Origin of the sequence: Ruegeria jejuensis (assembly GCF_041537905.1) — a bacterium.
Lineage (GTDB): Bacteria > Pseudomonadota > Alphaproteobacteria > Rhodobacterales > Rhodobacteraceae > Ruegeria_C.
The window spans coordinates 407,406-431,420 of record NZ_JBGRUO010000001.1 but is presented as its reverse complement, the minus strand read 5'-3'; the positions used below and the strand labels follow the sequence as shown (position 1 = coordinate 431,420).

Genomic DNA, 24,015 nt, shown 5'->3' with positions numbered 1-24,015 from the left:
TGTCGATATCCCGGGTCCGCCTGTTGGATGATCCTGCACCCCGGCGCGCCGGAGCCCGACTCGGCGTACGTGCGGGCGGGGGATTGGGGTTTCGCGTCTTGACACCTGCCGACCTGCCATGGGTGCAGACATGGACGTCCCAACTGCGCCTGCCCAACCCGGGATCCGCGCGCATTCGCGGCTATGTTCTGACCCGGGATGGTCGTCGCGCTGGCTACCTTGCCGCGCGCGCAACCGCCTTCAACACGGGCCAAGGGCGCGAGCCGGTGATGTGGATCGTCTCCGCGTTTCTGCTGCCCGCGAGCCGTGGCAAGGGTCTGCTTCCGCGATTTTGTGAACTTTTGTCACGCGCGCATTATCCCAGCGGCAAGGCTGCGGCACGCATCGCGGCTGACAACGCGCGTATGCACAGATTCATGAACAAGGGGCGTTGGCGGCAGGTGCGTAAAACGGCACGCTACACCGACTACGTGCTCGATCTGGCCCAACCCTTCACGGCGCACCGAGGGAGGTAGAATGGCGGTCAAGGCCAAACCCAAGGCGCAACCGCCCGCGGCGGCAAATATCAAGCCGGCAGCCCGCGCGACACTGGTTGCGCCGCGCCGTGACGGTGTTGCCGCCTTGATGCAAGCCAAGCTGACGGTGAATGCCCCCGGCGACGTTTACGAACAGGAAGCTGACAGCGTCGCTGCCCGGATCATGCAGATGCCCGAACAGGAGGCAAAGTCCAAACTCAAGAAGCCCGGCCCGGACAGCCGCGGCGGTCTTCAGCGCGCGATCGCCGGTGGCGTGCAAGCAAAATGCATCACCTGTGAGGATCACGAGCGCCCAAAAGACGACGCAAACGCACCGAGCCTGCAGAGGCAGAGCGAGGAAGACGAAGAGGCCATGGCCGCCCCCCTGCAACGCGAGGCGGAGGAGGAAGAGGAGGAAGAGGTGCAAGCGGCCCCTTTGCAGCGCGATAGCGAAGAAGAAGAGGTGCAAGCAGTGCCGCTCCAACGCGAGGGTGAAGAAGAGGAAGCCCAAGCAGCACCGCTGCAGCGCGAAAGTGAGGAGGAAGACGCCCAAGCGGTAGCGCTCCAGCGTGAGAGCGAGGAAGAGGAGGCGCAAACAGCTTCACTGCAGCGAGAAGACGACGAGGAAGAGGTTCAGGCGGCCCCGCAGCCGCGCGCGCGACGTCGTCGCATGTCATCCGGGTTCGAACACCGCCTGCAACATCTCAAATGCTCGGGCGGCGCGCCGCTCGCTCCCGGGTTGCGGAGCTTTATGGAAAGCCGGTTTGGCCACTCCTTTGCGCATGTGAGGATCCACACGAACACGCAAGCCCGAGCCCTTTCGCAAGAGGCCCGCGCGCGGGCGTTCACGGTAGGTCGGCATATCGTCTTTAACCGGAATCAATATAGCCCCAATACGGACGCAGGCCGACGGCTTCTGGCACATGAGTTGACACATGTGCTGCAACAGCAAGGCGGCTTGCACCGTGTGCAGCGCGAGATCTTTGGGCCGGAAGCCGGAAAACAGATCGGATCGCCTCGCGACGACGCCCTGGCGCGGCAACTCGAACGTTTGGTTGGCAGTGCTGGCGGACAACTGCCCAAAGCCATCGGGACCATCGTTGCCGAAATCCTGCGTATGGCCGCCCATGGACCCGGCGCAGAGGATTTGCGTGCGCTACTGGCTGAAGGGGCCACTGCCGCAGAGACCCGGCGGGTGATCGAAACACCGGATTACACACTGCGCCTCACCGTGCATCGCAATGACCGTGGCGCACGCACCGAATGGGAGCTGCTACGCGCAGGCGAACGCGACGCCGTCTACCATCATCTGGAGGACACCAGCGCCAGCGCTGCACTGCCGGAGGGGGATGTAGATGAGGGGCGTGTGCCGGTCACATCGCCTCTGCCGCCGCGCTACCGTTCAGATCCGAACGTCAATCCAATGGCAACGCAACGACCATCCCGGACCGAAATCGCGCCCAAGCCCTCGCAACCCTCATCGCAGGGTGCGACGCCCTCGCAGGTCAGCGGGCTGGACACATCTGTACTGGCGGCTGCCGATGCCCCGACAGCACAAGCGATGACATCGCAGACAGCAACCGGTCGTGGTGACAGCGCAGGAACAGATGTGCCGGAGACATCCCGCCCTCCCGTGGACGAGGTCGAAGAAGAACCGATCCGCGATGAGGCACCCCCGGATGTACAGCGACTGGCGCGGTCGGATGCCGGGACACGGGTCACGGCAGAGGCCGAGAGTGCGGTTAAAGAGGTCCTTGCCAGCCCGGGCGCTCCCTTGCCGACAGATTTGGCCCGCGACATGGGTGACATGCTGGGGCATGACTTTGGCCGCACGCGCATCCATCACGGCCCGAATGCCGCACGCGCAGCAGCGCGCGTCGGCGCAAGGGCCTTTGCATCGCAAGGGCATGTTGTCTTTGGTCAAGGAGCGTTTCAGCCGCAGACCCGCGCGGGTCGCGCCCTGATCGCCCATGAACTGACGCATGTGCGCCAGTATCACGAGGGCCGTGGCGCGGCCCTGATCAAACGTGACGAGGAATGCCCGCCCCCCGAACCTGTGCCAGAGGTCGAGGTCATCCCTTCTCCAACCTCTGCATCTGAAGACCCCGCATTCATCTCCATGGAGCAGCGCAGCGAAAACCGTGCCGCCAACCAGGCGCAGCACGACTCTGGGGAAAACAAGTCGAACGCGGCCAATGACGCGGCACCAGTGACCGAAGGCGAAAACCGCACACATGCGCAAACGGATCAGGTCGCCACAATGGAAGCGGAAGCAGCGGCTCCCCCTGCTTTTGATCGCGAAGGGTTCATCCAAAGCGTGCTGGACGAGGTCGAACGGATTGCTCCCGAGGTCTTGAACGACGTCATGGAGTTCTCAAGCCGCGGCAAGGCAGCCGAGGTCAAACGGGCGGTCGACAGTGAGGCAGAAGGCTCTGCCGAGGACTCGCGCGAGCCTCTGAATCAGGCCGCGACCGAAGACCCGGGCCCGGGCCAATCCCCGCGGCAGGCCCAGACGCTGAACGTGGAACCCCCCGGACCACAACCCGGCAGTGTGCGCGCGGATCGCGCGATGCCGCCACCGCGGACCGAGTCCGAGGTCGATTTCACGTCCGAAACGGCACGCACCGAAAACATCCTGCGCGAGGCTTGCATCACCCGCAGTTATATGGACGAACATTCCGACCCCGAATTGAGCGCTGCCGCCGAGGCGCAGGACGGGCTACAGGAGGTGACGCAGAACGCACCACAAGACTACCGCACGCAAGAGGCCGAGGCGCTGCAAAACGCACGCGGCGGTGCCGCTCAGGCTGGTCGCGAAGGTGTCAGCGACCTGTTCAACGACCGCACCACCAGCTTTGCTACGGTGGGGAATGATCAAGGTGCTGCAGCAACAGAGAACGCCCGCAAGCGTCAGGAAGTCTCAAACGAGGTCAACACGATCTTTACCGAGACGCAGTCGGCAGTGACCGACCGGCTCGACACGATGACAACGGACGTGACCACGACCTTCGACACCGAAGCCAACGCCGCTGTGTCGACATTCGAGGACTTCATCCGCACCAACGCCGAGATCTACGAGAAGAACTGGCTGGAAGACCTTGTCGATTTGCTTGCCGACAAGCTTTTCGACTACCCACCCGCCGAGGTCTGGGATTTCTATGGCGAAGGGCGTCGCACCTTCATTGCGGACATGCGCGTGGCCATCGGAAACGTTGCGGATATCGTCGAAACCGGGCTGCGCGAGGCGAAGGAACTGGTCGAGGATGGCAAACGAAGGGTCGAGGAAAAACTGTCCACTCTTGGCGATGATCTGGCGGACTTCCGCAGCGAAATCTCGGACCAGATGAATGAACGGTTTTCCGGACTCGAGGGCGACATCAACCGCAGCCAAAGCGAGCTCGTAACTGGCCTCGGTCAGCGCTATGCCCGTGCGCTGGAAAGCGTGCGTGACATCGAACAGCAGGTGCGCGACGAATACTCGACCTGGGTCGACAGCGCGCGCGATGCCTATAACGCCGCCGTCGATTTCATCACCGGCTGGATTGACCGCCTGACCTCAATCGTCGGGGACGCTGCAATGCGGATCATGCGTCAGCCCGGGCAGTTCCTACGCAATCTCGGGGCCGGGATCGTGCAAGGCCTGACGATGTTTATGGACAATATCGGGGATAATATCAGAAGCGCCGTCGTGACATGGCTGACTGGCAATCTGGGCTCCGCAGGGATTGAGGTGCCGACCTCGTTCGATGCAAAAAGCCTCATCGGCTTTGCTATGGAACTGGTGGGGCTGGGCTTGACCAACATCAAGGATATCGCTCGCCGCGTGTTTGGCCGCCCCGTTGTCGCTATGATCGAAGCAGGCGCAGCCGGTTTCGAACATATCAAACGCTTGTTCGACATTCTGGTTAACGAAGGGCCTGCGGGGCTATATGACCACTTGCGCGCCGAGTTCGAGCGCATCAAGGGCGAGTTGATGGAGAAGATCGGCCAGGCGCTCGCGCAGTCGCTTGTTGTGGCCGGAATCCGAAAGGCGCTGGGCCTTTTGTCAGGGTTGCTGTCGGGTGGTGCAGGCACCGTCATTACCATCGTGTCGACGATCATTGATGTGGTGCTGTGGTTCCGCGACAACGCGGCACAACTGGCAGAACTTGTCTCCACGATCGCCAGCACGGCGCTTGCAGTGCTCAGCGGAAATGTCGGTGTGCTGGCCGGTGCGATCAACACGGTGTTGCAGCGGCTTCTGCCCGTCGCTCTCAGTTTCGTTGGCGCGCTCGTTGGCATTGGCGGTGCCGTGCGCCGTATCCAACAGATATTCCGCGCGATCCGCCGTCCGGCCACACGCGCCATCACCGCTCTGTTCCGCCGCCTGAAACGCGGCGTCCAACGGCTCTTGCGTCGCGGACGAAGTGGCCGTGGACGGGGTCGTGGTAGGGGCAGAGGCCGACCGATGAGCCCGATGGCCGTGGTGCGCGCCATCGCCCGCGAACTGAAAAGACCGGGGCGGGAAAGGCACCCCGCGCGGGCGCTCGCTGCGGCCCGGCGCAAGGCCAACCAATTGCGCAGCCGATACCAACCGCGCCTAGAACGCGGCCGCATCCGGATCACCATTCTCGACAGCAGCCCCAATCAGGTTACCACCGATGGTGACATCGATTTCGAGGTCTCCGTCAACCCGCGGGTTCGGGATGCACAAGACGTGCTGGTAGATATCAAGCAGCGCTTCCGCCCGAATATCAACGCCAGCCATGCACGGGCACGCGGACCCATCGAAAGGTCACTGGACAAAATCTCCGTTCAGCGGGCGGCGCATATCAATGATTGGACCCAAGCCAAAGCCGCACTCGAGGAGCAAAACCCGGTCCGCGATATCATTTCCAGACCCGCGCTGGCGTCACACCAGTTCGGCAATGCGATGGGGCCACATATCGAAGGTGGTGTAAAAGACGCCGATGCCTCGGCACCCAACAGCCAAATCACCCGCGTTAAAGGTCTGATCAACGCAGGCACGGCCAATTTCCGGGACGCCAAAACACAGCTTACAAGTATTTTCTACAGCAGCCGTGCCTCAACCGCCACTTTGCGGCGAAAGGTGAAGCGTGGCTACGAGGAAGAAAACGCGGCGGTCCCACGTGAACGCGGGTTCCCCTCAGGGGTCAACGGCGAGAGGATCCGTGCAGACCTCTATGAACAACCGGCAGGATGGGCGGCGACACGGCGGTCGTTCTTTTCGGCACGGATCGGAGCGATCCGCAGCAGGATCAATGCCCAAGTAGCGAATTACGATTCCGCGACCAGCTTGTCCGGCTCCACGCGGGCGCAAAAGATCACCAGCTTTGGCGTGAACCAGTATTGGCAGCCTTGGGATGCGATCCGTAGCATAAAACTGCCGGGGGCGGACATGCAGCTCTTCAGCGGTCGCGACGCGACACGTGCGGGTTTCAGCATCGCCCGCGCGCGTGCTGGCGGATACTTCACGCAATCCTACGGTGGAACGGTCCATTTCGACGTCGACCACAAGACACCTCTGGTTCAGCACTGGAACCGCACCGGGTTCAACAGTGGCCAGGGCTCGCGCAACTCCGCAGCAACTCGCACCTCCGGTCTGCAGGTCATCAGCGCGTCGCTCAACCGCTCAAAGGGCGGGCAAGGTGGCAACTACAAGCTCTTTGTGGGCCCCAATTTCGCTGGAGCCGGTGCAACCAACACCCATTTCCGCGGCACGCGGTGGATCAGGCGCTAGATGTGCCAGCACGGGTCATGAGGCTTGATAAACCGTGTTGACCGTATGGAAACGCCCTGTGCCGAAATGGATCGGAACGGGATCGGTAACGCCGCTGTTTGGGTTCGTTGCAGGAACGACAACCTGCAACTGCGCGCGAAACTGGGTTCCCTTCAGGATCAGCGGACGGCCAGCCGATGTTGCATTGCGCGCTTGCTGATCTGGCCCAAGCGCCAGAATACTGAGAGTGCCCAACCCACCGACCATGGCACCGATGGTATAGGTGACGCCCGGCACCATGACGCTGGCTTCGTCCCCGACCACGCAGGCGGTTATGCCATTCGAGTTTTGCGGCGCACTGCCGGTGATGACACCCGGGGATGGCACGACGATCGCAGCAGAAAAGACAGGATCGAATAGCGCCTGATCGTTGGACAGAACGACAAAATCCATGAACCGTCTCCTTGGCCGTTAGCCTAGCATAGATCGCGCCACTGCGCCTGCGGTTTTGCAACTGCGGCCGGATTGGTCCGCCTGGTCCGACGGGTTGGTGCGGCAAGATGCCTGGGCCAAATGAAGGCGTCACGTGTTCACATGGCTTTCATCACAGAGCGGAATCGCGGTTTGCCGGGCGTTGTGGTTGCCAGAGGTGTTTCCGTTGCTCCGTCGATGGCACCAAGATCATCAACCGCACCTTCTGGCCGCTTCGTGGCGCGCGCCGGGTATTGGGCGGGATTCGTGCCTTTGAGTATCCACGCCTTGGAGCAAACCCTCCGACTTCCAGTCGGATTTGCTTTAGCACGAAAGAATCGTGTTATGCCCTTACCCTCTGGAAAATGAGCCGCAGCCGGTCGGAAGGCTCATTTTCCAGAGGGTAAGGGCATGCAATATGACACCCGCAAGCATTGCGTTTTCTATCACCGCTACCACATCGTCTGGTCGACGAAATACCGTTACAAAGTGCTGACCGGTGGGGTGCGCCTGCGGGTGCGGAACATCCTCCGTCAGGTCTGCCGCGAGAACGAGGTCGACATCCTGCGCGGGGTGCTGTCGAGCGACCATGTCCACATGTTTGTATCGGTACCACCGAAGATCTCCATTTCCGACCTGGTGCGCAGGATGAAGGGCCGTTCGTCTCACAAGGTACAACGGAAATTCCCTGCGCTGCGCAGGCGCTACTGGGGGCGCCGGTTCTGGGGCAGGGGTTACTTTTCAACCACCAACGGCGCCATTACAGAAGACATCGTCTTGCAATACCTCGAAAACCATATCGCCGATCCTACCGGCATCAGCCGGTAGTCGTTCAGTATCTGTCTCAGCCCTGATCCTCATCCGTCCTTTCGGTCTTGGTCCGCTGGCCGGTAAGGCCCTTGCATGCCAACTTGACTGATTGTCACGCCAACGTCTGCTTTTGCGCCTGCACGCGATCTATTCGCGCCAGTAGCAAGCGATTGCTTCCCGTTGCTCCGGCGGCTCGAGGCAAACGCTATGCGCTGTTTGCCGCTGTTGGTGCAGACCGGTGAATTCACACTTTATCCGCGCTGCCGACCTTTGCACCGTTGTCCTGCAAAGTTTTGCCTTCCCGCAACGCCGCAAGTCGGCTTGGGGCCCATCTTGCAGATTGAAACTTCGGCTTGGGTGTTTGATCCCAAGGTTTGATTGTCTGATCTTTTCGTTTGAATGGAAGGAAGCACTATGGGACGAAGTCGTCACGGCAGCGCCGCGTACTGTTACCCGGCAGGCGATTTGCATAGCAAATCTGCCGAGAGGGCACGCACGCCATCCGAGCTCACATACAGCGATCGCAGGCTGCGATCGCGGAGCCGAGCCGCGAGCTTGTGATCAATCCCAAGACCGTTGCCAAGTGGCGCAAGCGGCAGACTTTGGAGGATCGTATGACGGGGCCGAAAGACCCTCGCTCCAGTGTTCTCAGCGAAGAAGAGGAGGCGATGGTGGTTGCGTTCCGACGGCACACTCTGCTGCTCCTGGACGATTGCCGTTATGCACTCCAGCCCTCAATCCCACATCTGACGCGGTCTTCACTGCATCGCTGCTTTCAGCGATGAGCCATGTCGCGCCATTGGTCCGAGTGACAATGGCGAATGGATATCCCGTTTGCCAGACGTCGAAGGTGACAAACCCAAGCGGCAAAAGTTCAAGCGGTATCCAAATGGCTATTTCCATATCGATATTGCCGAAGTCAGGACCGAGTAAGGCAAACTCTATCTCTTTGTTGCGATTGAGCGAACCAGCAAGTTTACCGTGGCGCAGTTGGTCGAGAAAGCCAATCGCATGACAGCCTGAGAGTTCCTTGAACATTTGCTGGAGGAAGTGCCCTACAAGCTCCACACCATCCTGACCCCCTCTCGGGACATTGCGGCGCAATGCCCTGCCGGGTAGTGGACAACGGCATCCAGTTCGCAAAGCAGCCGCGCAATCGTGACAGCGTGACATTCCGCAAGATGCGTTTCGATCTTATCTGCGAGGGCGAGGCCTTGTTCGCCATTGGTTCAAGAACAATGGTCGAGCGACATCGAGCATCGCCTGACAAAGCCTAGCCATCCCTGGGCCAATGGACAGGTCGAACGGATGAACCGCACCATCAAGGACGCGACGGTGAAGCGGTATCACTACGAAAGCCACGATCAGCTTCGAAGCCACCTCGCAGACTTTCTGGACGCCTACAATTTCGCATGTCGCTTAACGGCGCTCAGCGGTCTCACGCCTTACGAATACATCTGCAAAAACTGGACATCAGAGCCAGATCGATTCATCCTAAACCCGATCCACCAGATGCCGGGACTGAGCAACTAGCCGTACTTTCTCAAGGCCTCGGACACCGTCATACGCGGCACATTGAGCAATCCGTTCGCGGTGGGCTCCGCGGCTTCCATGTCCAGATTGAAAATCTCGAATGTCTGTTCCCGCCCATCGTCGAGCCCTGATACTATGACATCAAACGTGTAAGACGGTTCTTGTGCGATGAACCAATGCACGTTGTCGTCATCCTCTCCTATGGAGGACAGATCACCCGCGCGTATGACGCGGTCTGCGGTGGGCCGAACGGTCAGCGCGCGTTCGTCGCGTGACACCTGATCGTATTGTCGGAGCCGGAACGCGCCGGTCAACGGCAAATGGGCCGACACCATGTTTGCATGTCCGTGCGGTATGATCGACCTTCCGGTGTTCACGGCAAAGAGCTTTGGCAGGAAGTGCAACGTTCTCTGCTCGTCGAGACCGAAATCGATCCGCGCTGTTGAGACGCCCAGTTCGGCAAAGCCGATCCGTGCTGCCAGACGCTCGAAGTCTATCCCTTTCATCAGGTCCGTCTCGGGCACCTGAGAGAGCAACTCATCAATGCCCGCTCGCCAATCTTCTACCGAGATCACCGCGCCTCGCAGCGAACCCGAAAGCTCATCGATCCTTGAGATGAGCCGTTCGATTTCGCGACCAGCTGGCCCTGCAAATGCAGAAGCGCCGCAACCGATACTCAACAGCGCGGTGATTGCGCCCAATTGCGCGACAACTGATCGCCGGGTCATGTCGTCTTGCATCCTAAGAGAGTACCATGATTGGGGCGGTCGCGGAACGCGCTGAGCCACAAAACCCGAATGGCGGCTTCAAAGTAAAAAGGAGGCTGATACTCGTGAAGATAATGTGCCTGAACGGTTGGGGAGGAAAGCTTTGTGAAGATCTTTTGCCGTATGTCGCCGCCACCGCTCCTGACATCTTTTGTCTTCAAGAAGTGGTTCACAGCCCCAGCTCGGAAAAAGACTGGCTGACGTACCGGGATGGCGAGCATGTTCTGCCACAGCGCGCCAACTTCTTCCGGGATGTTTCAAACATTCTGCCCGATCATGTGGCGATTTTCTGTCCGGCAGCGCAGGGCGTTCTTTGGGATGAAGACCAATCGGTTCCTTCGCAATGGGGGCTGGCGACATTCGTCCATCGTTCGCTACCGATCATCGGCCAGGTACAAGGCTTCGTACACAAGGACTATTCCCCCGTCGGCTACGGCGATCACCCGCGATCTCGTGGCGCGCATGGCGTCAGGGTTTATGATTATGCCTCCGACCGGTCGATCAGTTTGACGCATATGCACGGGCTCTGGCATCGGAAGGGCAAAATGGACACGCCTGAACGAGCGGAACAGGCGCGCAAACTGCTCGATTTTTCCGAGCAGGTGTCCGAGCAGGGGGACGTGGTCGTCATCTGCGGTGGTTTCAATGTCGAACCCGACAGTGAAACATTATCCATCCTCGGTGACGCCGGGCTGAAGGAGTTGGTGACTGGGCGCGGCTTTGAGAGCACGCGAAATTCGCACTACAAAAAACCGGGCCGGTTCGCGGACTATCTGCTTGTGAATCGCGAAGAGGTCGTGAAGTCCTTCGATGTGGTCCACGAGCCCGAAGTCTCGGATCATTGTCCTCTGGTTCTCGAATTATAGCTGGAAATGCCGAGGCACACTGACCCTTGGTGTCGAAGGTCAGATGACTAGAGCCCACGACGTTTAACCTGAGACATGCCCTTCAGCCTTAAGGTAGTTCCAGCACTCCTGTGGCGAGAGTAGGTCACAGATTTCTGTCAGGGCGTCGAACATATCGGTGAAGGTTCGCGCGCCGATCCTGCGGAGATGTGCTTTGAGCTTTGAGAATGCCATTTCGATAGGGTTCAGGTCGGGGCTATAAGGCGGCAGAAACAAGAACCAGCATCCGGCGTCGCGCATGGCTTTTGCGGCCGCGGCATTCTTATGCGTGTCGAGGATGACGACGGTGCCCGGTTCCAGTTTCGGCACCAGCACCTTTTCGACGTAAGCGGCAAAGGCTTCACCATCCATCCACTGCCCGGCAGTGCATGTTTACACGCATGAGAGGGGCCCCCTTTATGACCCACGGTGCGATCAAGGCTTCAGCGCTCAGGCCGGCAATGAAGGTCTGCGTGCCCCATGACCCAAAGGGCGCATCCATGACGAGCCGCTCACCTCGCTGAGACCAGCCGCGCTGGCGGGTCAGATTGGTTTTGACGGAGGTTTCATCCGCTGCCCGACAGGGCATTGCGCAGCAATGTCCCGAAAGGGAATGAAGACAGCACGCTCGGGCTGGGCCGCGACGGAAGGAAGGCGATGCTTGAACCAGTCGTCGCGCTGCTTTCTTACCTTTGCGCGGCGTCGCTCGGTCGCGACCAACGTGTTCGTCGGGAAAACGATTCACTGGATCGCTTTCTGATCCTCCTCAATTATGTACGTGAAGCCGAGCTTGCGTAGGAACCGGCCAATTGCATCAGGGTGCGTCTGAACGCCGGTCGCTTCCGCCAGCGCACCGGCCAGTTCGGGCATGGTCATGTCGCCGGATTCAGGTGGTTCAATTGCGGGCTATGACGCGCGCGGCGGCTGTCGCGCCGCAAACGGCGGCGTGTGGCTGACAAAAGGGAACGTAACGCGCGCCAATTCTCAGTCGCCCCATCGGCCTGCACTCCAAACCGGGCCTTGCCGATTGAGGCCACGCCATCAAGTAGCGCCGAGAAGCTTTGTTCTGGTGCGCCGGGATAGTGGTTCTTCCATTCAGAAAGCGCGGCCGAAATAGCTGCCAAATCTCGACGCGACAGGGCTTTCACAACCTTATGCGAGGCGTACCATTCGGTTTGAATGGCCCGCGATCGCAAGGCCGCAAGCCAGGAAGCTGCGCGCGCCGAAAACACCCTGAGCGCTAGTGCGATGAATACGCCCAGACCCAGCACCCACCAAAGCGATTTGTGCAGATGCCATGTTTTCGCGTCGTCCCCCTCGCCAGAGACAGCTCCGCGAATTGACATATCGATGGCCGGAATAGTCGCCGTTTCCAGCTGTCCAGTTTCGATGTTGAACCAGTCGAGCGACAGGCCCGGAAGTGTGACAGCCCCTTCGTTTTGAGCAACATAGGTTGTTGTTTCCGAGCGCGTGCCCAACAGCTTACCGGGGTCTTCTTTCTCGTCGATTTGGGGGTCTTTGGAATAGGCGCGTAGGCTTTCCCCGTCGGGCGCGGCGGTCAGGCGCGGGATCATGATTGGTGAGGTGCCGGTGATTTTGGCTGTAATGGTCCTCGTCACGGCTCCGCCGACAGCGGGGTCGGTATCTCCGTCAAGCTGTTGTTGCAATTCGAAGCCGCTGGCGATGATCAGCGGATCAAGCCCGGAGGCCCCTTCGGGGATGGCGGCGGCCAAGGTCAGTTCGGGAAGGGGGGCAGCGAATGTCACGGGCGCGTTTGTTTCGGGGTTGGCATAGGTGAGTGTCACGTCGCCCGGCGGCAGGGTAAAGCTGCCGCCCGCGAGCGGGTAGAGGCGGTAGCTGCGGCGCACGCCCGACCAGGTTTCGCCGTCGATATTCTCGCTGATCGGGCCCGAGGCACGCTCGGGCTGGCGGACCAGCAGTGACGGAAGTTCGACCGCTGGAAAGACCGGCGGTTCGGGCATCCAAGTCGGTACAAGGACCGAAATGCGCAAGAGCAGCGGCTGACCGACGATTGTGCTGTCACTCTCCAGCTCCGCCGTGATGCGAGGGTCTTGTGCGGCTGCGATGCCGGTACCAAGGCAGAGGAAGGATATCGCGATCAGAGTGCGGATCATGTGCCCCCCTCGGCATTGTCGTAAAGGAACCGGCTGCGCAGGAAATCCCCCATCTCGGTGTCGATACTGTCGATCCACTGGTCGGGGGACAGTGCCGTTTCCTCGTCCATGGGGGCATCGACCTGCGTAACCGTGCCGCGCTGCGCTTCGTTATCGAATGTCATGTCGTCCGCGCCGATGCCGCTTTCCTCGCCGGTATCGGATTGCTCGCGGGTGCTTTCGACCTGTTCGACGATGGCCCAGGCGATCTCGGCGTTTTTGGCGGCGGCGGGAAAATCCGGCTGGCGGTCAAGCGCGGTTTCAAAGGCCCGCGCACCAGCGCGGTATTCGCGGTTGCCGATCCGCGCGAGACCTTCGGAAAAGGCAGCCTCGGCATTATCCAGCTCCGCGAACAATTCTGCCGCTTCTTCATAGCGGCCCTCACGCAACAATGCGTGGCCTTTCCACATGGGATCATTGAACAGTTCAGCGGCCCGGGCGAAATCCTTGTTTCGGTAGGCAAGCTGTCCTTGTTGATCGGGTGTCAGAAACCAATCCCGCCATCCATCGGCCTGCGCGTTGCCCGGCATTTGAAGCCCCGCGACTAAAACGATGGCGATGCCCCAGCGCATGGTCCAGCCCCGGCGGAACCACAGCAGCGCGATGAGCGCGGCTGGCCAGAGCAGCCACCAGCCGCGATCGTCCCAGTCCAGTCGTTCATCGTCCAGCTGTGCCATCTGTTGCGCTGAGATCAGCTGCCGTTCGATTTGCGCGATGTCCCGGTCGTCCGCGGTCAAGCCGACAGTGGTGATGCCTGTCAGCCCGGCGATTTGGGCCGGGATTTGCCCGGCGGGCACGGCAACCAGCATCGCCACCGGCGGCTGCGCGGGGTCATCGTTGGTGAATGCTGTAACCATGGCCGGATCAAGATCGTCGAGCACAAAGAGGATGGCGCCGGGCGTCTCCGCAGCGCCCAGAATATCCATCGAAAGCGCCAACGCCGCGGCAGCATCATCGCCTTCGACAGGCATGACCTCGGAGCTCAGCCCTTGCAAAAGCGGACGAAGGATGTCGGGGTCTTCGGTCAACGGTGCGACCCGGTGTGCGGTGCCAGCGTAGGCCACAAGCGCGGTGCGCCCGCCTGCCCGCGTGGCGATCAGATCGAGTATCTTGAACCGTGCGCGATCCAAGCGCGATGGCGCGAGGTCGGCTTCCTCCATCGAAGGCGTCACCTTGAGCGCCACCACGAGCGGAGCGGATTCCGCGATCAACGGGTTGGGGATTCGGCTCCAGGTTGGCCCGGCTGCGGCCAGTGTCAGCAGACTCAGGCAGAGGGCGACGCTGTCGATAGGCTGAACCCGCCGCCGGGTGTTTGAACCGACCCGCAGCGCTTCTGCCAGATGCGGGGCGATGTGCTGGCTATCGGGGCTGTCCTGTTTGCGACGGGGTCTTGCCAGGTACCAAAGCAGCCCAATGCCCGGTAGCAGCAACAGCCAGACTGGGCGGAGGAAGTGGAAGGCATCGAAAAGACCGGTCATGCCAGCCTCCGAGACCGCGAAACGAGCAAAGCAATAAGCGTCGCGACACCCAGTAAGGCGGCGAACAGACTGGCCACCCACACAAGCGACAGGGTCGGACGATAGCTCGTCTCTTCGACGATGCGCGGGGCCATGGCGTCGATCTGGTCATAGACCTGCGACAGGGCCGCGCTGTCATCGGCGTAAAAGAATGCGCCACCGGTGCGGCTGGCGATATCTTCCAGCGCAGCCAGATCGACGCGCTCCTCTCCGGCCCCTTCCGGGTCGCCCACACCGATGGTCTGGATGACGACGCCCTTGTCGGCGGCAATCTCTGCCGCATTCACTGGCGAGACACGGCTGTTGGTGTCTGCACCGTCGCTGAGCAGGACGATCAGACGCTCTTCGACTTCGCTGCTGTCGAACATGCGGATCGCCAGACCGATTGCATCTCCGATGGCGGTGTTTGGCCCGGCCATCCCCACCTGGGTCTGATCAAGGAATCCGTCAAGACTTTGCAGATCTTCGGTGAAAGGGGCCTGCACAAAGGCGCGCGTGCCGAAAACGATCAGGGCCATGCGGTCGCCGTCGCGCTCGGCGATGAAGGTCTTGAGTACATCGCGGACAGCGGACAGCCGTTGCATCCTTTGCCCGTTTTCGCCGATGAAATCCCGCTGATCCATAGAGCCCGAGATATCGAGGGCAAGAACGACATCGCGGGCGGATTCTTCGATCACTATAGGATCGCCCAGCCGCTGAGGCTGCGCCAGACCGATCACGATCATTGTCCAGATGAGGAATGCAGCGATCATCTGAACGCGGCTCCGGTGCAGAACCGCCGCACCAGCTTGCGGCGTAGTGCCCGCCGCTTCCGTCAACTGCCGGAAAAAGGGGGCTCGGATGGCCGTGACCTCTTCGCGGTGTGGCGGCAGGAACCGCCAGACCAGCCAGGGCAACGGCAGGAGGAGCAGGAGCCAGGGATGCACCAACGTGATCACCTCAGGCCTCTTGCTTTGGTTGTTTATGCGTTGCGATCCAGTCGCGCGCCAATTGGGTCAACTCCGGAGACGCCGGGACCGGGCGGTAGGGGGCCTGCGCGACGACGCGTCCGGGCCCATTTGAAAACCGGTCGCCGCCCATGGTCTGATCGAGAAAGCGCAGCCAATCCTTGCCGGTCAATCCCGCAACCTCGCCGCGTGGAAATCCGCTCAATGCGGTGCGGCGCAGGATATCGGCGACGCACGCTGGATCATCCCCCGCCTCTGCGAGCGCGCCCAAGGCTGCACGGCGATAGGCGTTGGCTTGGCGATGCTTTACGGCCCGCCGGATCAGCCACCCCACCAGCAAGGTGAGTGCCAGCCCCAGCCAGATCCACCCAACGGTTTGCGGCATCATCGAGATTGGCGCAGGTTCCGGCGCGGGCTCCAAAAGGTCGATCAGTTCGACAAGGTTGAGGCCTTGCAGCTCCGGGTTCATGACGCCCCCAACAGATGCGAGATTTGATCCAGCGCAGGGGATTGCGTCGATAACGGCAGAAATGGCAGTTGGTATTTCTGTGCCCAGCCCCGGATAAGCGCGAGCCGATCCTGCGCAAAAGCTTCTATCTGCCTGTGGGTCTCAGCAGAGGAGGTGTCGATCTCGGCCTGCAAGGCGCCATCCGAGATGGCAAGGCGTGCATTTTTTGGCATTTGCGTGGCCATCGGGTCGGCAATGTTGAACAGCAGCAGGTCGTTATGCTTGGCGAGCCTGCGGATCAGGGGCTCGGACGCGGCATCAACACCGTCGAAATCCGAGAAGATCAGGACCAGATAGTTTGTCTTGGCAATCCGGGCGGCGGAGCGCAGCATCCGGTTGAACAGGTCGGGCCGCATGGCCTGACGTCGGGCCGACAGCCGCCCGTTGGCGTCAGCGATCGAGGCCAGCATCCGACGCACGGCCATGGGCGAGCGTACGGGCCGGTGTTCGGCGATGGCGTCGTCCGAAAAGACCAGCCCGCCGACCCGATCACCTTGCGCCAACACCAGATGCGCAGCGATGGCGGCGGCCTCGGCGGCGATGACGGATTTCATGTAGACCCGGCTGCCAAAAAACATCGATATGCGCTGGTCTACCAGCAGCAGCGTGGGACGGTCGCGTTCTTCGGTATAGACCCGGACATGGGGCGTACCGGTGCGGGCTGTTACCTTCCAGTCCAGCGTGCGGATATCATCGCCGGGCAGATAGGCGCGCAGTTCCTCGAAATTCAATCCCCGGCCGCGCAGTTTCGAGGCATGTCGGCCGTTCAGAACCGAATTCGCCGGTTGCCGGGGCAGGAAGGTCAGCCGCGAGGCACGCCGTCTGAGCGCGACCAACTGGTGCAGGTCGACATGGATACGGGGATCATGCCCGGGTTCTGTGATCGCTGCCTTCTGCATCATTGGCGTAGCATCCTCGGCCAAAGGCCTGCCGTCATGGCAGGGCAACCAGTTTGATGATCTCGTCGGTCACATCATCCTGCGACAGGCCAGCGCCCTGCGCCTCGTAGCTCAATGTGATGCGATGGCGGAAAACGTCATGGGCAATGGCCCGGACGTCGAGCGGATCGACATAGTCGCGCCTGGCCAGCCAGGCATGCGCGCGGCTGCATTTGTCCAGAGCGATTGAGGCGCGCGGGCTGGCACCGACCTCGATCCAGTTGGCCAACTCCTCGCTCAGGGCTTCGGGGGTCCGCGTGGCGTAGACCAGATCGGCAAAGTAACGCTCCATCGCCTCCGCAACGTGAATGCCCGAGATTTCCGCACGCGCATCAAAGACGGCCTGTTGCAGAATGGGGGAGGGCTTGGCCGTGTTGGATTTTGTTGGCTGACTGGCCGACTGTTCTTCGCCCCGGACCAGGCGGATGACCTCGACCTCGTCCTCAACCGGGGGGTAGAGGATATTCACATGCATCAGGAACCGGTCCATCTGTGCCTCTGGCAGTGGATAGGTGCCTTCCTGTTCGATAGGGTTCTGCGTGGCCATGACGATGAACAGGGGTTCCATCTTATGCGTCGTGCCCGACACCGTGACCTGGCGTTCCTCCATCGCCTCAAGCAGTGCGGCCTGCACTTTGGCCGGCGCGCGGTTGATCTCATCTGCCAGCACGATATTGGCAAAGATCGGCCCCGGCTCAAACCGGAACTCGGACGTGCCGCCGCCCTGAACGTAGACCTCTGTTCCGGTGACATCCGAAGGCAGCAGATCAGGCGTGAACTGGATGCGGCTGAACTGCGCGTCCAGATTTTTGGCCATCGCCTTGACGGCGCGTGTCTTGGCCAGCCCCGGCAGCCCTTCGATCAGTAGGTTGCCGTTGGCCAGCAAGCCGATCAGCAAGCGTTCGACCACCTCGGTCTGACCGATGATGGACTGACCCATCCGGGCTTTGAGATCGAGGATCTGTTCATGTGCGGACATGGAGATACTCCGTCATTGCCCAAAATCTGTTTTTACGCCTCAAGCGAGCGGGCTAGCATCGCTACTCAATCCTTGCGAGAAAGAGCAGAACATGTTCCTGTGGTTACAATATTGAATTCAATCAGCTTTCAAACGCATCCATATCGCGAACGGAGTCACACTCCGCTTGAGGTCCAGACTAATTAGGACACCCCCACAAATCAATTTTTAACACACACACTCAAATTTCCGTGTAAGCTAAGCTCGTTACCGAATTCTCGAACAGGGTTAGAAAACATGTTTGCTGCCTTTGAACCTCGGCGCTTTATGCGTCCATTAATGACGTTGACCTGCGCGGTTTTTCTGGCCGTGCCCGCCACCGCGCAAGAGCAAAAACCCAATATTCTTGTTATTTGGGGTGACGATGTCGGTCAGTCCAACATCTCGGCCTATACGATGGGTCTGATGGGGTATCACACGCCCAATATCGACCGAATAGCCAATGATGGCATGATCTTTACCGACTACTATGGCGAGCAATCCTGTACTGCCGGACGGTCCTCATACATCATGGGGCAGTCGGTGTTCCGCACCGGGCTGTCCAAGGTGGGCCTGCCGGGCGCCGATCTCGGGATGCAAGAGGAAGACCCGACGATCGCAGGGCTGCTCAAGGCCGAAGGCTATGTCACTGGACAATTCGGCAAGAACCATCTGGGCGATAAGGATGAGCACCTGCCGTCCAACCATGGTTTCGATGAGTTTTTCGGCAATCTCTACCATCTGAACGCCGAGGAAGAGCCCGAGAACGAAGACTATCCCGGCAATCAGGTTCTGGCCGATGGCCGCACCTTCCGCGAGGCCTATGGCCCGCGTGGGGTGATCAAGTCCAAGGCCGATGGCTCGATCGAGGATACCGGCCCGCTGACCAAGAAGCGCATGGAAACGGTGGATGACGAAACCGTCGCCGCCGCCATCGACTTCATCAAGCGCTCGCACGAGCAGGGGCAGCCCTTCTATGTTTGGTGGAACGGCACGCGGATGCACTTCCGCACCCATGTGGCCGATGATCGGCGCAACCCGGGCAACGACGAATACACGGACGGGATGCTGGAACATGACATGCATGTCGGACAATTGCTGGATCTGCTGGACGAGTTGGACATCGCCGACAACACAATCGTGCATTATTCGACCGACAATGGCCCGCATATGAACACCTGGCCGGATGCCGCGATGACGCCATTTTGGGGTGAAAAGAACACCAACTGGGAAGGTGGCTGGCGGGTGCCCTCGATGGTGCGCTGGCCCGGCCTGATCGAGCCTGGATCGGTCTCGAACGAGATCATGCACCATATGGACTGGCTACCGACCTATCTGGCCGCTGCGGGCCGTGACAACATCAAGGAAGAGTTGATTCAGGGCGGGGTTCAGGCCATCGGGCGTGAATACAAGGTGCATCTGGATGGCTATAATTTCCTGCCCTATTTCAAGGGCGAAGTGGAAGAAGGCCCGCGCAAGGAGATTTTCTATTTCTCGGATGATGGCGACCTGACGGCGCTGCGCTACGACGACTGGAAGCTGATTTTCCTTGAGCAGAAGGCATGGGGCACCCTGCGCGCCTGGATGGAACCATGGACCGAGCTGCGCATCCCATTGATCATCAACTTGCGCCGTGATCCCTATGAGCGCGCCTACCGGACCTCGAACACCTACTATGACTGGTTGCTGAATCGGGCCTATTTCCTGGTGCCGGCGCAGCAATATGTGGGCAATTTCCTGGCGACGTTCCAGGAATTCCCGCCGCGCCAGAAGGCCGCCAGCTTCAATCTGGAACAGGTGATGGAAAAGATGATCGCGCCCGTGGGCGACTGACACTCATTATTGAACCAAACTGGGCCGCTGCATGATGGCGGCCCTTCTCCTTTCAGACCGGGAAGGTGCCTTGTTATGTTCCGCCATTTTGTGATCCTTTCGTTTTTGCTCAACGCGTCTGTGGCGCTTGCAGACCCTTTGCCATCCTGGAATGACACCGACAGCAAGGCGCGGATCATCTCGTTCGTCGAAAACGTTACGGATACCGCATCCGATGATTATGTCACGCCCTCCGGCCGCATCGCCGTTTTTGACAATGACGGAACGCTCTGGGGCGAACAGCCGGTGTATTTCCAGCTGATCTACGCGGTCGACGCGTTTCAGAAGATGGCACAGGACGATCCAGACCTGATTACCTCTGATGTTCTCAAGGCTGCGGCAGAGGGCGATTATTCGGCTCTTGCGGAAGGTGGCAAAGAGGCGGTGATCGAGGTTCTGGGCGCAACTCATAGTGGCCTGAGCGTCGACGACTTTCAGGACAGCGTTGCCGATTGGGTTGCCACGGCCAACCACCCGGTCACCGGGCTGCGTTATGACCAGATGACCTATCAGCCGATGGTGGAATTGCTACGGTATTTGCGCGACGAAGGATTCAAGACCTATATCGTGTCCGGCGGCGGCATCCATTTCATGCGCGTCTTTGCCGAGGCCGCCTATGGCATCCCGGCCGAACAGGTCATCGGCACCTATACCGAAACTTCCTATGAGGTGATCGACGGCGTTCCAACCATCGTGAAGCAACCCGCAATCGGCTTTGTCGACGATAAGGAGGGTAAGCCGATCAATATCGACCGGATCATCGGCAAGCGACCGATCATTGCTGGTGGAAACTCGGACGGCGATTACGCGATGGTCGAATGGACCACGGCGGGCGACGGACCCCGGCTTGGTCTGATTGTGCATCATACGGATGGCGAACGCGAAGTGGCCTATGCCTGTGACAGCCATATCGGTCGACTATGCGATGGGCTGGCGAACGGCCCGGCTTTGGGCTGGCTCATTGTCGATATGGCCAAGGATTGGTCGCGCATCTACACTGGCGCGCAATAGCACCGGGGAAGGACATCAAGATAGCCGCTCGATCATCAGTGCCGCTGATCAGATGGGCCCTCGTCGCCTGCGTGTCCTGTCTGGGGTCCCCGACTGTATCCTCCGCGCAAGAGCCTGCCTATGTCGGCTCATCGGAATGCGCTGAGTGCCATGTCGAGGCCGCCTCCGCATGGAGCGGCTCGCATCACGCGCTGGCCTGGACCGCGCCGTCACCTGGCACGGTGATTGCCGACTTCGACGACACATCCTTTAGCCATGATGGCATGAGTGTCCAGTTCGGCGCCGATGGGGATCAGTACCGAGCAACGGTTACCGAAAAGGACGGGGTTACAACCGAATACCCGGTGCATTCCGTCGTGGGCATTGCCCCGCTTCAGCAATACCTGTTCGAAACCGAACCGGGTCGGCTGCAAAGCTTTGACGTGGTCTGGGACGCGGAAAAGGAACGCTGGTATCACCTCTACCCAGATCAAGATTTACCCCCGGATGACGGGTTACATTGGACCGGCCCTTACAAAAACTGGAACGCCCGATGCGCGGAATGCCATGCCACCGGGTTCGAAAAGAACTATGATCCGAATACCCGTACCTACGCCTCGACCCATGCGGAAATTGGTGTCGGCTGCGAAGCCTGCCATGGTCCGGGCTCGGCCCATCTGGACTGGGCCGCCGGGCGTGAGATTGCCAATGATGGAGGGCTGCTGAGCGCCATCGGACTGACCATGGATTTCAATGCGGGGGCTGAGGCGACGGTCCAGCAATGCGCAACCTGTCATTCCCGCCGAGAGGCGTTTGGTGATGGCAACCCGCTGCCGGGAACGCCGTATCACGACAACTACAACCTCGCCCTGCTGCGGCCCGGTCTGTACCATGCGGACGGTCAGATATTGGACGAAGTTTATGTCTATGGCTCGTTCCTGCAATCCAAGATGTATGCCAGCGGGGTCAGTTGCACCAATTGCCACGAAGCGCATTCCGCAACGCTCATCGCGGATGGCAACGGTGTGTGTACCCAGTGTCATTCGCCAGCGGGGCGAAAAGAGTTTCCTGGCTTGACGGAAGCCCTCTATGACGATCCCTCCCATCATTTTCATCCCATGGAGTCAGAGGGTGCCGCCTGCAAAAGCTGCCATATGCCAGAACAGATTTACATGGGCATTGACGGTCGCCGGGACCACGGTTTTCGCATTCCAAGGCCCGATCTTACGGAGGAAACAGACGCCCCGGATACCTGTACCGATTGCCATTCGGATCGAACCGCCGAATGGGCCGCACGGACCTTAGAGGCTTGGTATCCGCAAAGCGTCAATCGAGGTGCACATTTCGGGCAAATATTTGCAGCGGCACGCACCGATCCGGTCGCAGCTGGCAATGACCTTGCTCAGTTGGCACGCGATGCTGCCCGGCCCGCCATCATACGCGCAACGGCGTTGTGGTTGTTACAACAGAATGCGACGCCACAGGTGAGGGATTTGGCGGTTGGGCTGTTGGATGATCCCGATCCGATGGTGCGTGCCAGCGCTGTTGGGTTGCTAAGCGATGCAGACCCGACTGAGATTGCCGAGATATTGCCTTTGGTGGAGGACCCGTTCCGGGTTGTCAGGATTGCCGCGGCACGGGCAATGCTGTCAGCAAGGGGCACGCAGATGCCCCGTGACGGACAGGAGAGCTTGCAACAGGCTCTGTCCGAATGGAGAACCTCGTTGATCAACCGCGCAGACTTCCCCGAAACCCACCTCGTTCTTGGGGGGATGGCACTCACGATGCGCAACCTACCTGCCGCACAAAAGGCTTTTGAAGAAGTGACGCTTCTCGACCCGCAACGTATGGACGCCTGGGTAATGCAGGTCCGCTTGGCTGCCGCAACAGGAGGGTCGAATGCCGCAAGGCTGGTGCTGGACCGGGCGCTTTCGGCTAACCCTGATGACCCTTCGCTTTCGGCGCTTGCATCGGATTTGCAATGACGGCCGCTGTGCTGTTGCAGAAAGATCTTTCGCAGCGATACCGGCTTTAAAGGCAGGGGCGCCCCCTCTGGCCTCGCTATGCCATTGCGGATCTGCAAGCAATCCGATTTGCCGACTTGGAGTAACGGCAGGTCAATAGGAACCTGGAGCAGAGAAGCGGCAGATTTGTGCGGGCCGCCAAAGCAGCCCGCAGCAGGTTTCACTTTGACTGCGCCATATGGGCCCGGTATTCGCCTTGTCGTTCAATCATCCAGCCTGGATACTCTGCTGGCAGTTGCGTCACCGCATCGAGTGCAGCCAGGTCTTCTGATGATAGGGTGACCTCGACGGCACCAATGTTGTCGGCAAGCTGCTCCGGGCGCTTTGCTCCCAGTATGACGCTGGTGACCACCTTTTGGTGCAGCAACCAGGCCAAGGCGACTTGCGGTATCGTGCACCCCTTGTCTGTCGCGATGGTCCGCATCACGTCGATCGCGTCATAGGCCCGATCCTTGTCGATTGGCGGGAAGTCGAAATTCACCCGGCGGCCTTCCGCGGTCTTTCCTTCGCGATCAAATTTGCCGGAGAGAAAACCGCCTGCCAGCGGGCTCCAGACCATCAGGCCGATCTGCTCGGCTTGCAGCATTGGTGCCAATTCACGCTCCAGGTCACGACCCGCTACGCTGTAATAGGCTTGCAACGACGTAATCGGCGCAAGATGCCTCGCCTCGGCAATCCCAACTGCCTTGACGATCTGCCACGCCGCCCAATTCGAGAGGCCGAGATAGCGGACATGGCCTTGCCGAACCAGCATATCCAGTGCCTCAAACGTCTCGAAAATTGGCGTCGCTCGGTCAAAACCGTGAATCTGATACAGGTCGATGTGATCGAGCTGCAACCGCTTCAGGCTCGCCTTTGCTTGATCCAGAATGTGTCCGCGCGACGAGCCGCGCGCATTTGGGCCTTCTCCCATGGGGCCATGCACCTTGGTGGCGATGACCACGTCTTCACGCGCAACCCCGACATTCTTGAGAGATTGACCGAGGATCTCTTCGCTTTTGCCCGTCGCGTAGATGTTGGCGGTGTCGATGAAATTGATGCCCGCATCCAAGGCCGTTTCCAGCAGGCCGTCCGCTTCGTCCTGCTGGAGCTTACCGATCTGGCCCCACATATCGTCCGATCCGCCGAACGTCATGGTGCCGAGGCAAAGTTCCGAGACAAAGAGACCACTGTGACCGAGGCGATTGTAACGCATGATATCTTTCCTTCGTTGAAAGTGCCCAGGCCGATGCGGCCCGGGCTCGCTAACGATATGCGGCCTCACAGCCAGTTCATGCCACGCCGATCCTCGCGAAACCTTGCACGATCCTCTCAAACCTCCGATGTTGATCTGGTCACCCATCGGTGAA

At 60.1% G+C, this 24,015-nt stretch carries 18 protein-coding genes and 1 pseudogene; 8 read left to right on the top strand and 11 right to left on the bottom strand.

The features are described 5' to 3' along the window. The first annotated feature begins 98 nt into the window (after positions 1-98). Together AB1E34_RS02385 and AB1E34_RS02380 are read left to right on the top strand one after the other, a co-directional pair. A complete protein-coding gene (locus AB1E34_RS02385; RefSeq protein WP_372570733.1) occupies positions 99-515 on the top strand; it encodes a hypothetical protein in 417 nt (138 codons plus the stop codon). A 1-nt stretch (position 516) separates the two neighbouring features. Beyond that, complete coding sequence (locus AB1E34_RS02380) at positions 517-6,255, top strand: eCIS core domain-containing protein (protein ID WP_372570732.1); 5,739 nt, start codon at positions 517-519, stop codon at positions 6,253-6,255. Between the two features lie 15 nt (positions 6,256-6,270). Here AB1E34_RS02380 and AB1E34_RS02375 read toward each other — a convergent pair whose 3' ends face one another. Beyond that, positions 6,271-6,687, bottom strand: a complete 417-nt coding sequence (locus AB1E34_RS02375; RefSeq protein WP_372570731.1) for a contractile injection system spike tip protein — start codon at positions 6,685-6,687, stop codon at positions 6,271-6,273. A 429-nt stretch (positions 6,688-7,116) separates the two neighbouring features. Here AB1E34_RS02375 and tnpA point away from each other — a divergent pair, with 429 nt between their 5' ends. Both tnpA and AB1E34_RS02365 read left to right on the top strand, forming a co-directional pair. Then, on the top strand, positions 7,117-7,533 hold the full coding sequence (tnpA, locus tag AB1E34_RS02370) for an IS200/IS605 family transposase (protein WP_372570730.1): 417 nt from the start codon (positions 7,117-7,119) through the stop codon (positions 7,531-7,533). A 458-nt stretch (positions 7,534-7,991) separates the two neighbouring features. Then, positions 7,992-9,048, top strand: a pseudogene (locus AB1E34_RS02365) (integrase core domain-containing protein). Here the strand turns inward: AB1E34_RS02365 and AB1E34_RS02360 are convergent. Then, the gene (locus AB1E34_RS02360; protein ID WP_372570729.1) at positions 9,045-9,776 is read right to left on the bottom strand and encodes a hypothetical protein; all 732 of its coding nucleotides are present in this window, start codon (positions 9,774-9,776) and stop codon (positions 9,045-9,047) included. The pseudogene AB1E34_RS02365 and the gene AB1E34_RS02360 overlap by 4 nt on opposite strands. 26 nt (positions 9,777-9,802) lie before the next feature. On the opposite strand from AB1E34_RS02360, the gene AB1E34_RS02355 reads away from it, so the two are divergent. After that, positions 9,803-10,681: an endonuclease/exonuclease/phosphatase family protein gene (locus AB1E34_RS02355; protein ID WP_372570728.1), complete on the top strand. Its 879-nt coding sequence runs from the start codon at positions 9,803-9,805 to the stop codon at positions 10,679-10,681. Positions 10,682-10,744: 63 nt separating this feature from the next. Here the strand turns inward: AB1E34_RS02355 and AB1E34_RS02350 are convergent, their stop codons facing one another. The 8 genes from AB1E34_RS02350 to AB1E34_RS02315 form a co-directional block, all read right to left on the bottom strand. Further along, the gene (locus AB1E34_RS02350; protein WP_372570727.1) at positions 10,745-11,071 is read right to left on the bottom strand and encodes a transposase; all 327 of its coding nucleotides are present in this window, start codon (positions 11,069-11,071) and stop codon (positions 10,745-10,747) included. 369 nt (positions 11,072-11,440) lie between these two features. After that, complete coding sequence (locus tag AB1E34_RS02345; protein WP_372570726.1) at positions 11,441-11,575, bottom strand: hypothetical protein; 135 nt, start codon at positions 11,573-11,575, stop codon at positions 11,441-11,443. Then, complete coding sequence (locus AB1E34_RS02340) at positions 11,572-12,834, bottom strand: hypothetical protein (protein ID WP_372570725.1); 1,263 nt, start codon at positions 12,832-12,834, stop codon at positions 11,572-11,574. Before AB1E34_RS02340 ends, AB1E34_RS02345 begins: the two co-directional genes overlap by 4 nt. Then, positions 12,831-14,351: a VWA domain-containing protein gene (locus AB1E34_RS02335; protein WP_372570724.1), complete on the bottom strand. Its 1,521-nt coding sequence runs from the start codon at positions 14,349-14,351 to the stop codon at positions 12,831-12,833. Before AB1E34_RS02335 ends, AB1E34_RS02340 begins: the two co-directional genes overlap by 4 nt. Continuing rightward, positions 14,348-15,328, bottom strand: coding sequence for a VWA domain-containing protein (locus tag AB1E34_RS02330; protein ID WP_372570723.1), 981 nt, complete (start codon positions 15,326-15,328; stop codon positions 14,348-14,350). The genes AB1E34_RS02335 and AB1E34_RS02330 overlap by 4 nt, the downstream gene beginning before the upstream one ends. A 1-nt stretch (position 15,329) precedes the next feature. After that, on the bottom strand, positions 15,330-15,806 hold the full coding sequence (locus tag AB1E34_RS02325) for a DUF4381 domain-containing protein (protein ID WP_372570722.1): 477 nt from the start codon (positions 15,804-15,806) through the stop codon (positions 15,330-15,332). Beyond that, the gene (locus tag AB1E34_RS02320; protein ID WP_372570721.1) at positions 15,803-16,747 is read right to left on the bottom strand and encodes a DUF58 domain-containing protein; all 945 of its coding nucleotides are present in this window, start codon (positions 16,745-16,747) and stop codon (positions 15,803-15,805) included. The genes AB1E34_RS02325 and AB1E34_RS02320 overlap by 4 nt, the downstream gene beginning before the upstream one ends. Positions 16,748-16,778: 31 nt before the next feature. Then, entirely contained in the window at positions 16,779-17,762 is a 984-nt protein-coding gene (locus AB1E34_RS02315) for an AAA family ATPase (RefSeq protein ID WP_372570720.1), read from the bottom strand. Between the two features lie 318 nt (positions 17,763-18,080). Between AB1E34_RS02315 and AB1E34_RS02310 the strand changes: the two genes are divergently transcribed. The 3 genes from AB1E34_RS02310 to AB1E34_RS02300 all read left to right on the top strand — a co-directional run bounded on the left by AB1E34_RS02310 (position 18,081) and on the right by AB1E34_RS02300 (position 22,627). Then, positions 18,081-19,613: an arylsulfatase gene (locus AB1E34_RS02310; RefSeq protein ID WP_372570719.1), complete on the top strand. Its 1,533-nt coding sequence runs from the start codon at positions 18,081-18,083 to the stop codon at positions 19,611-19,613. Positions 19,614-19,688: 75 nt separating this feature from the next. Then, positions 19,689-20,663, top strand: coding sequence for an HAD family hydrolase (locus tag AB1E34_RS02305; RefSeq protein WP_372570718.1), 975 nt, complete (start codon positions 19,689-19,691; stop codon positions 20,661-20,663). A 38-nt stretch (positions 20,664-20,701) separates the two neighbouring features. Then, positions 20,702-22,627: a multiheme c-type cytochrome gene (locus tag AB1E34_RS02300; protein ID WP_372570717.1), complete on the top strand. Its 1,926-nt coding sequence runs from the start codon at positions 20,702-20,704 to the stop codon at positions 22,625-22,627. Between the two features lie 199 nt (positions 22,628-22,826). Here AB1E34_RS02300 and AB1E34_RS02295 read toward each other — a convergent pair whose 3' ends face one another. Next, entirely contained in the window at positions 22,827-23,861 is a 1,035-nt protein-coding gene (locus tag AB1E34_RS02295; protein ID WP_372570716.1) for an aldo/keto reductase, read from the bottom strand. Positions 23,862-24,015 lie beyond the last annotated feature (154 nt).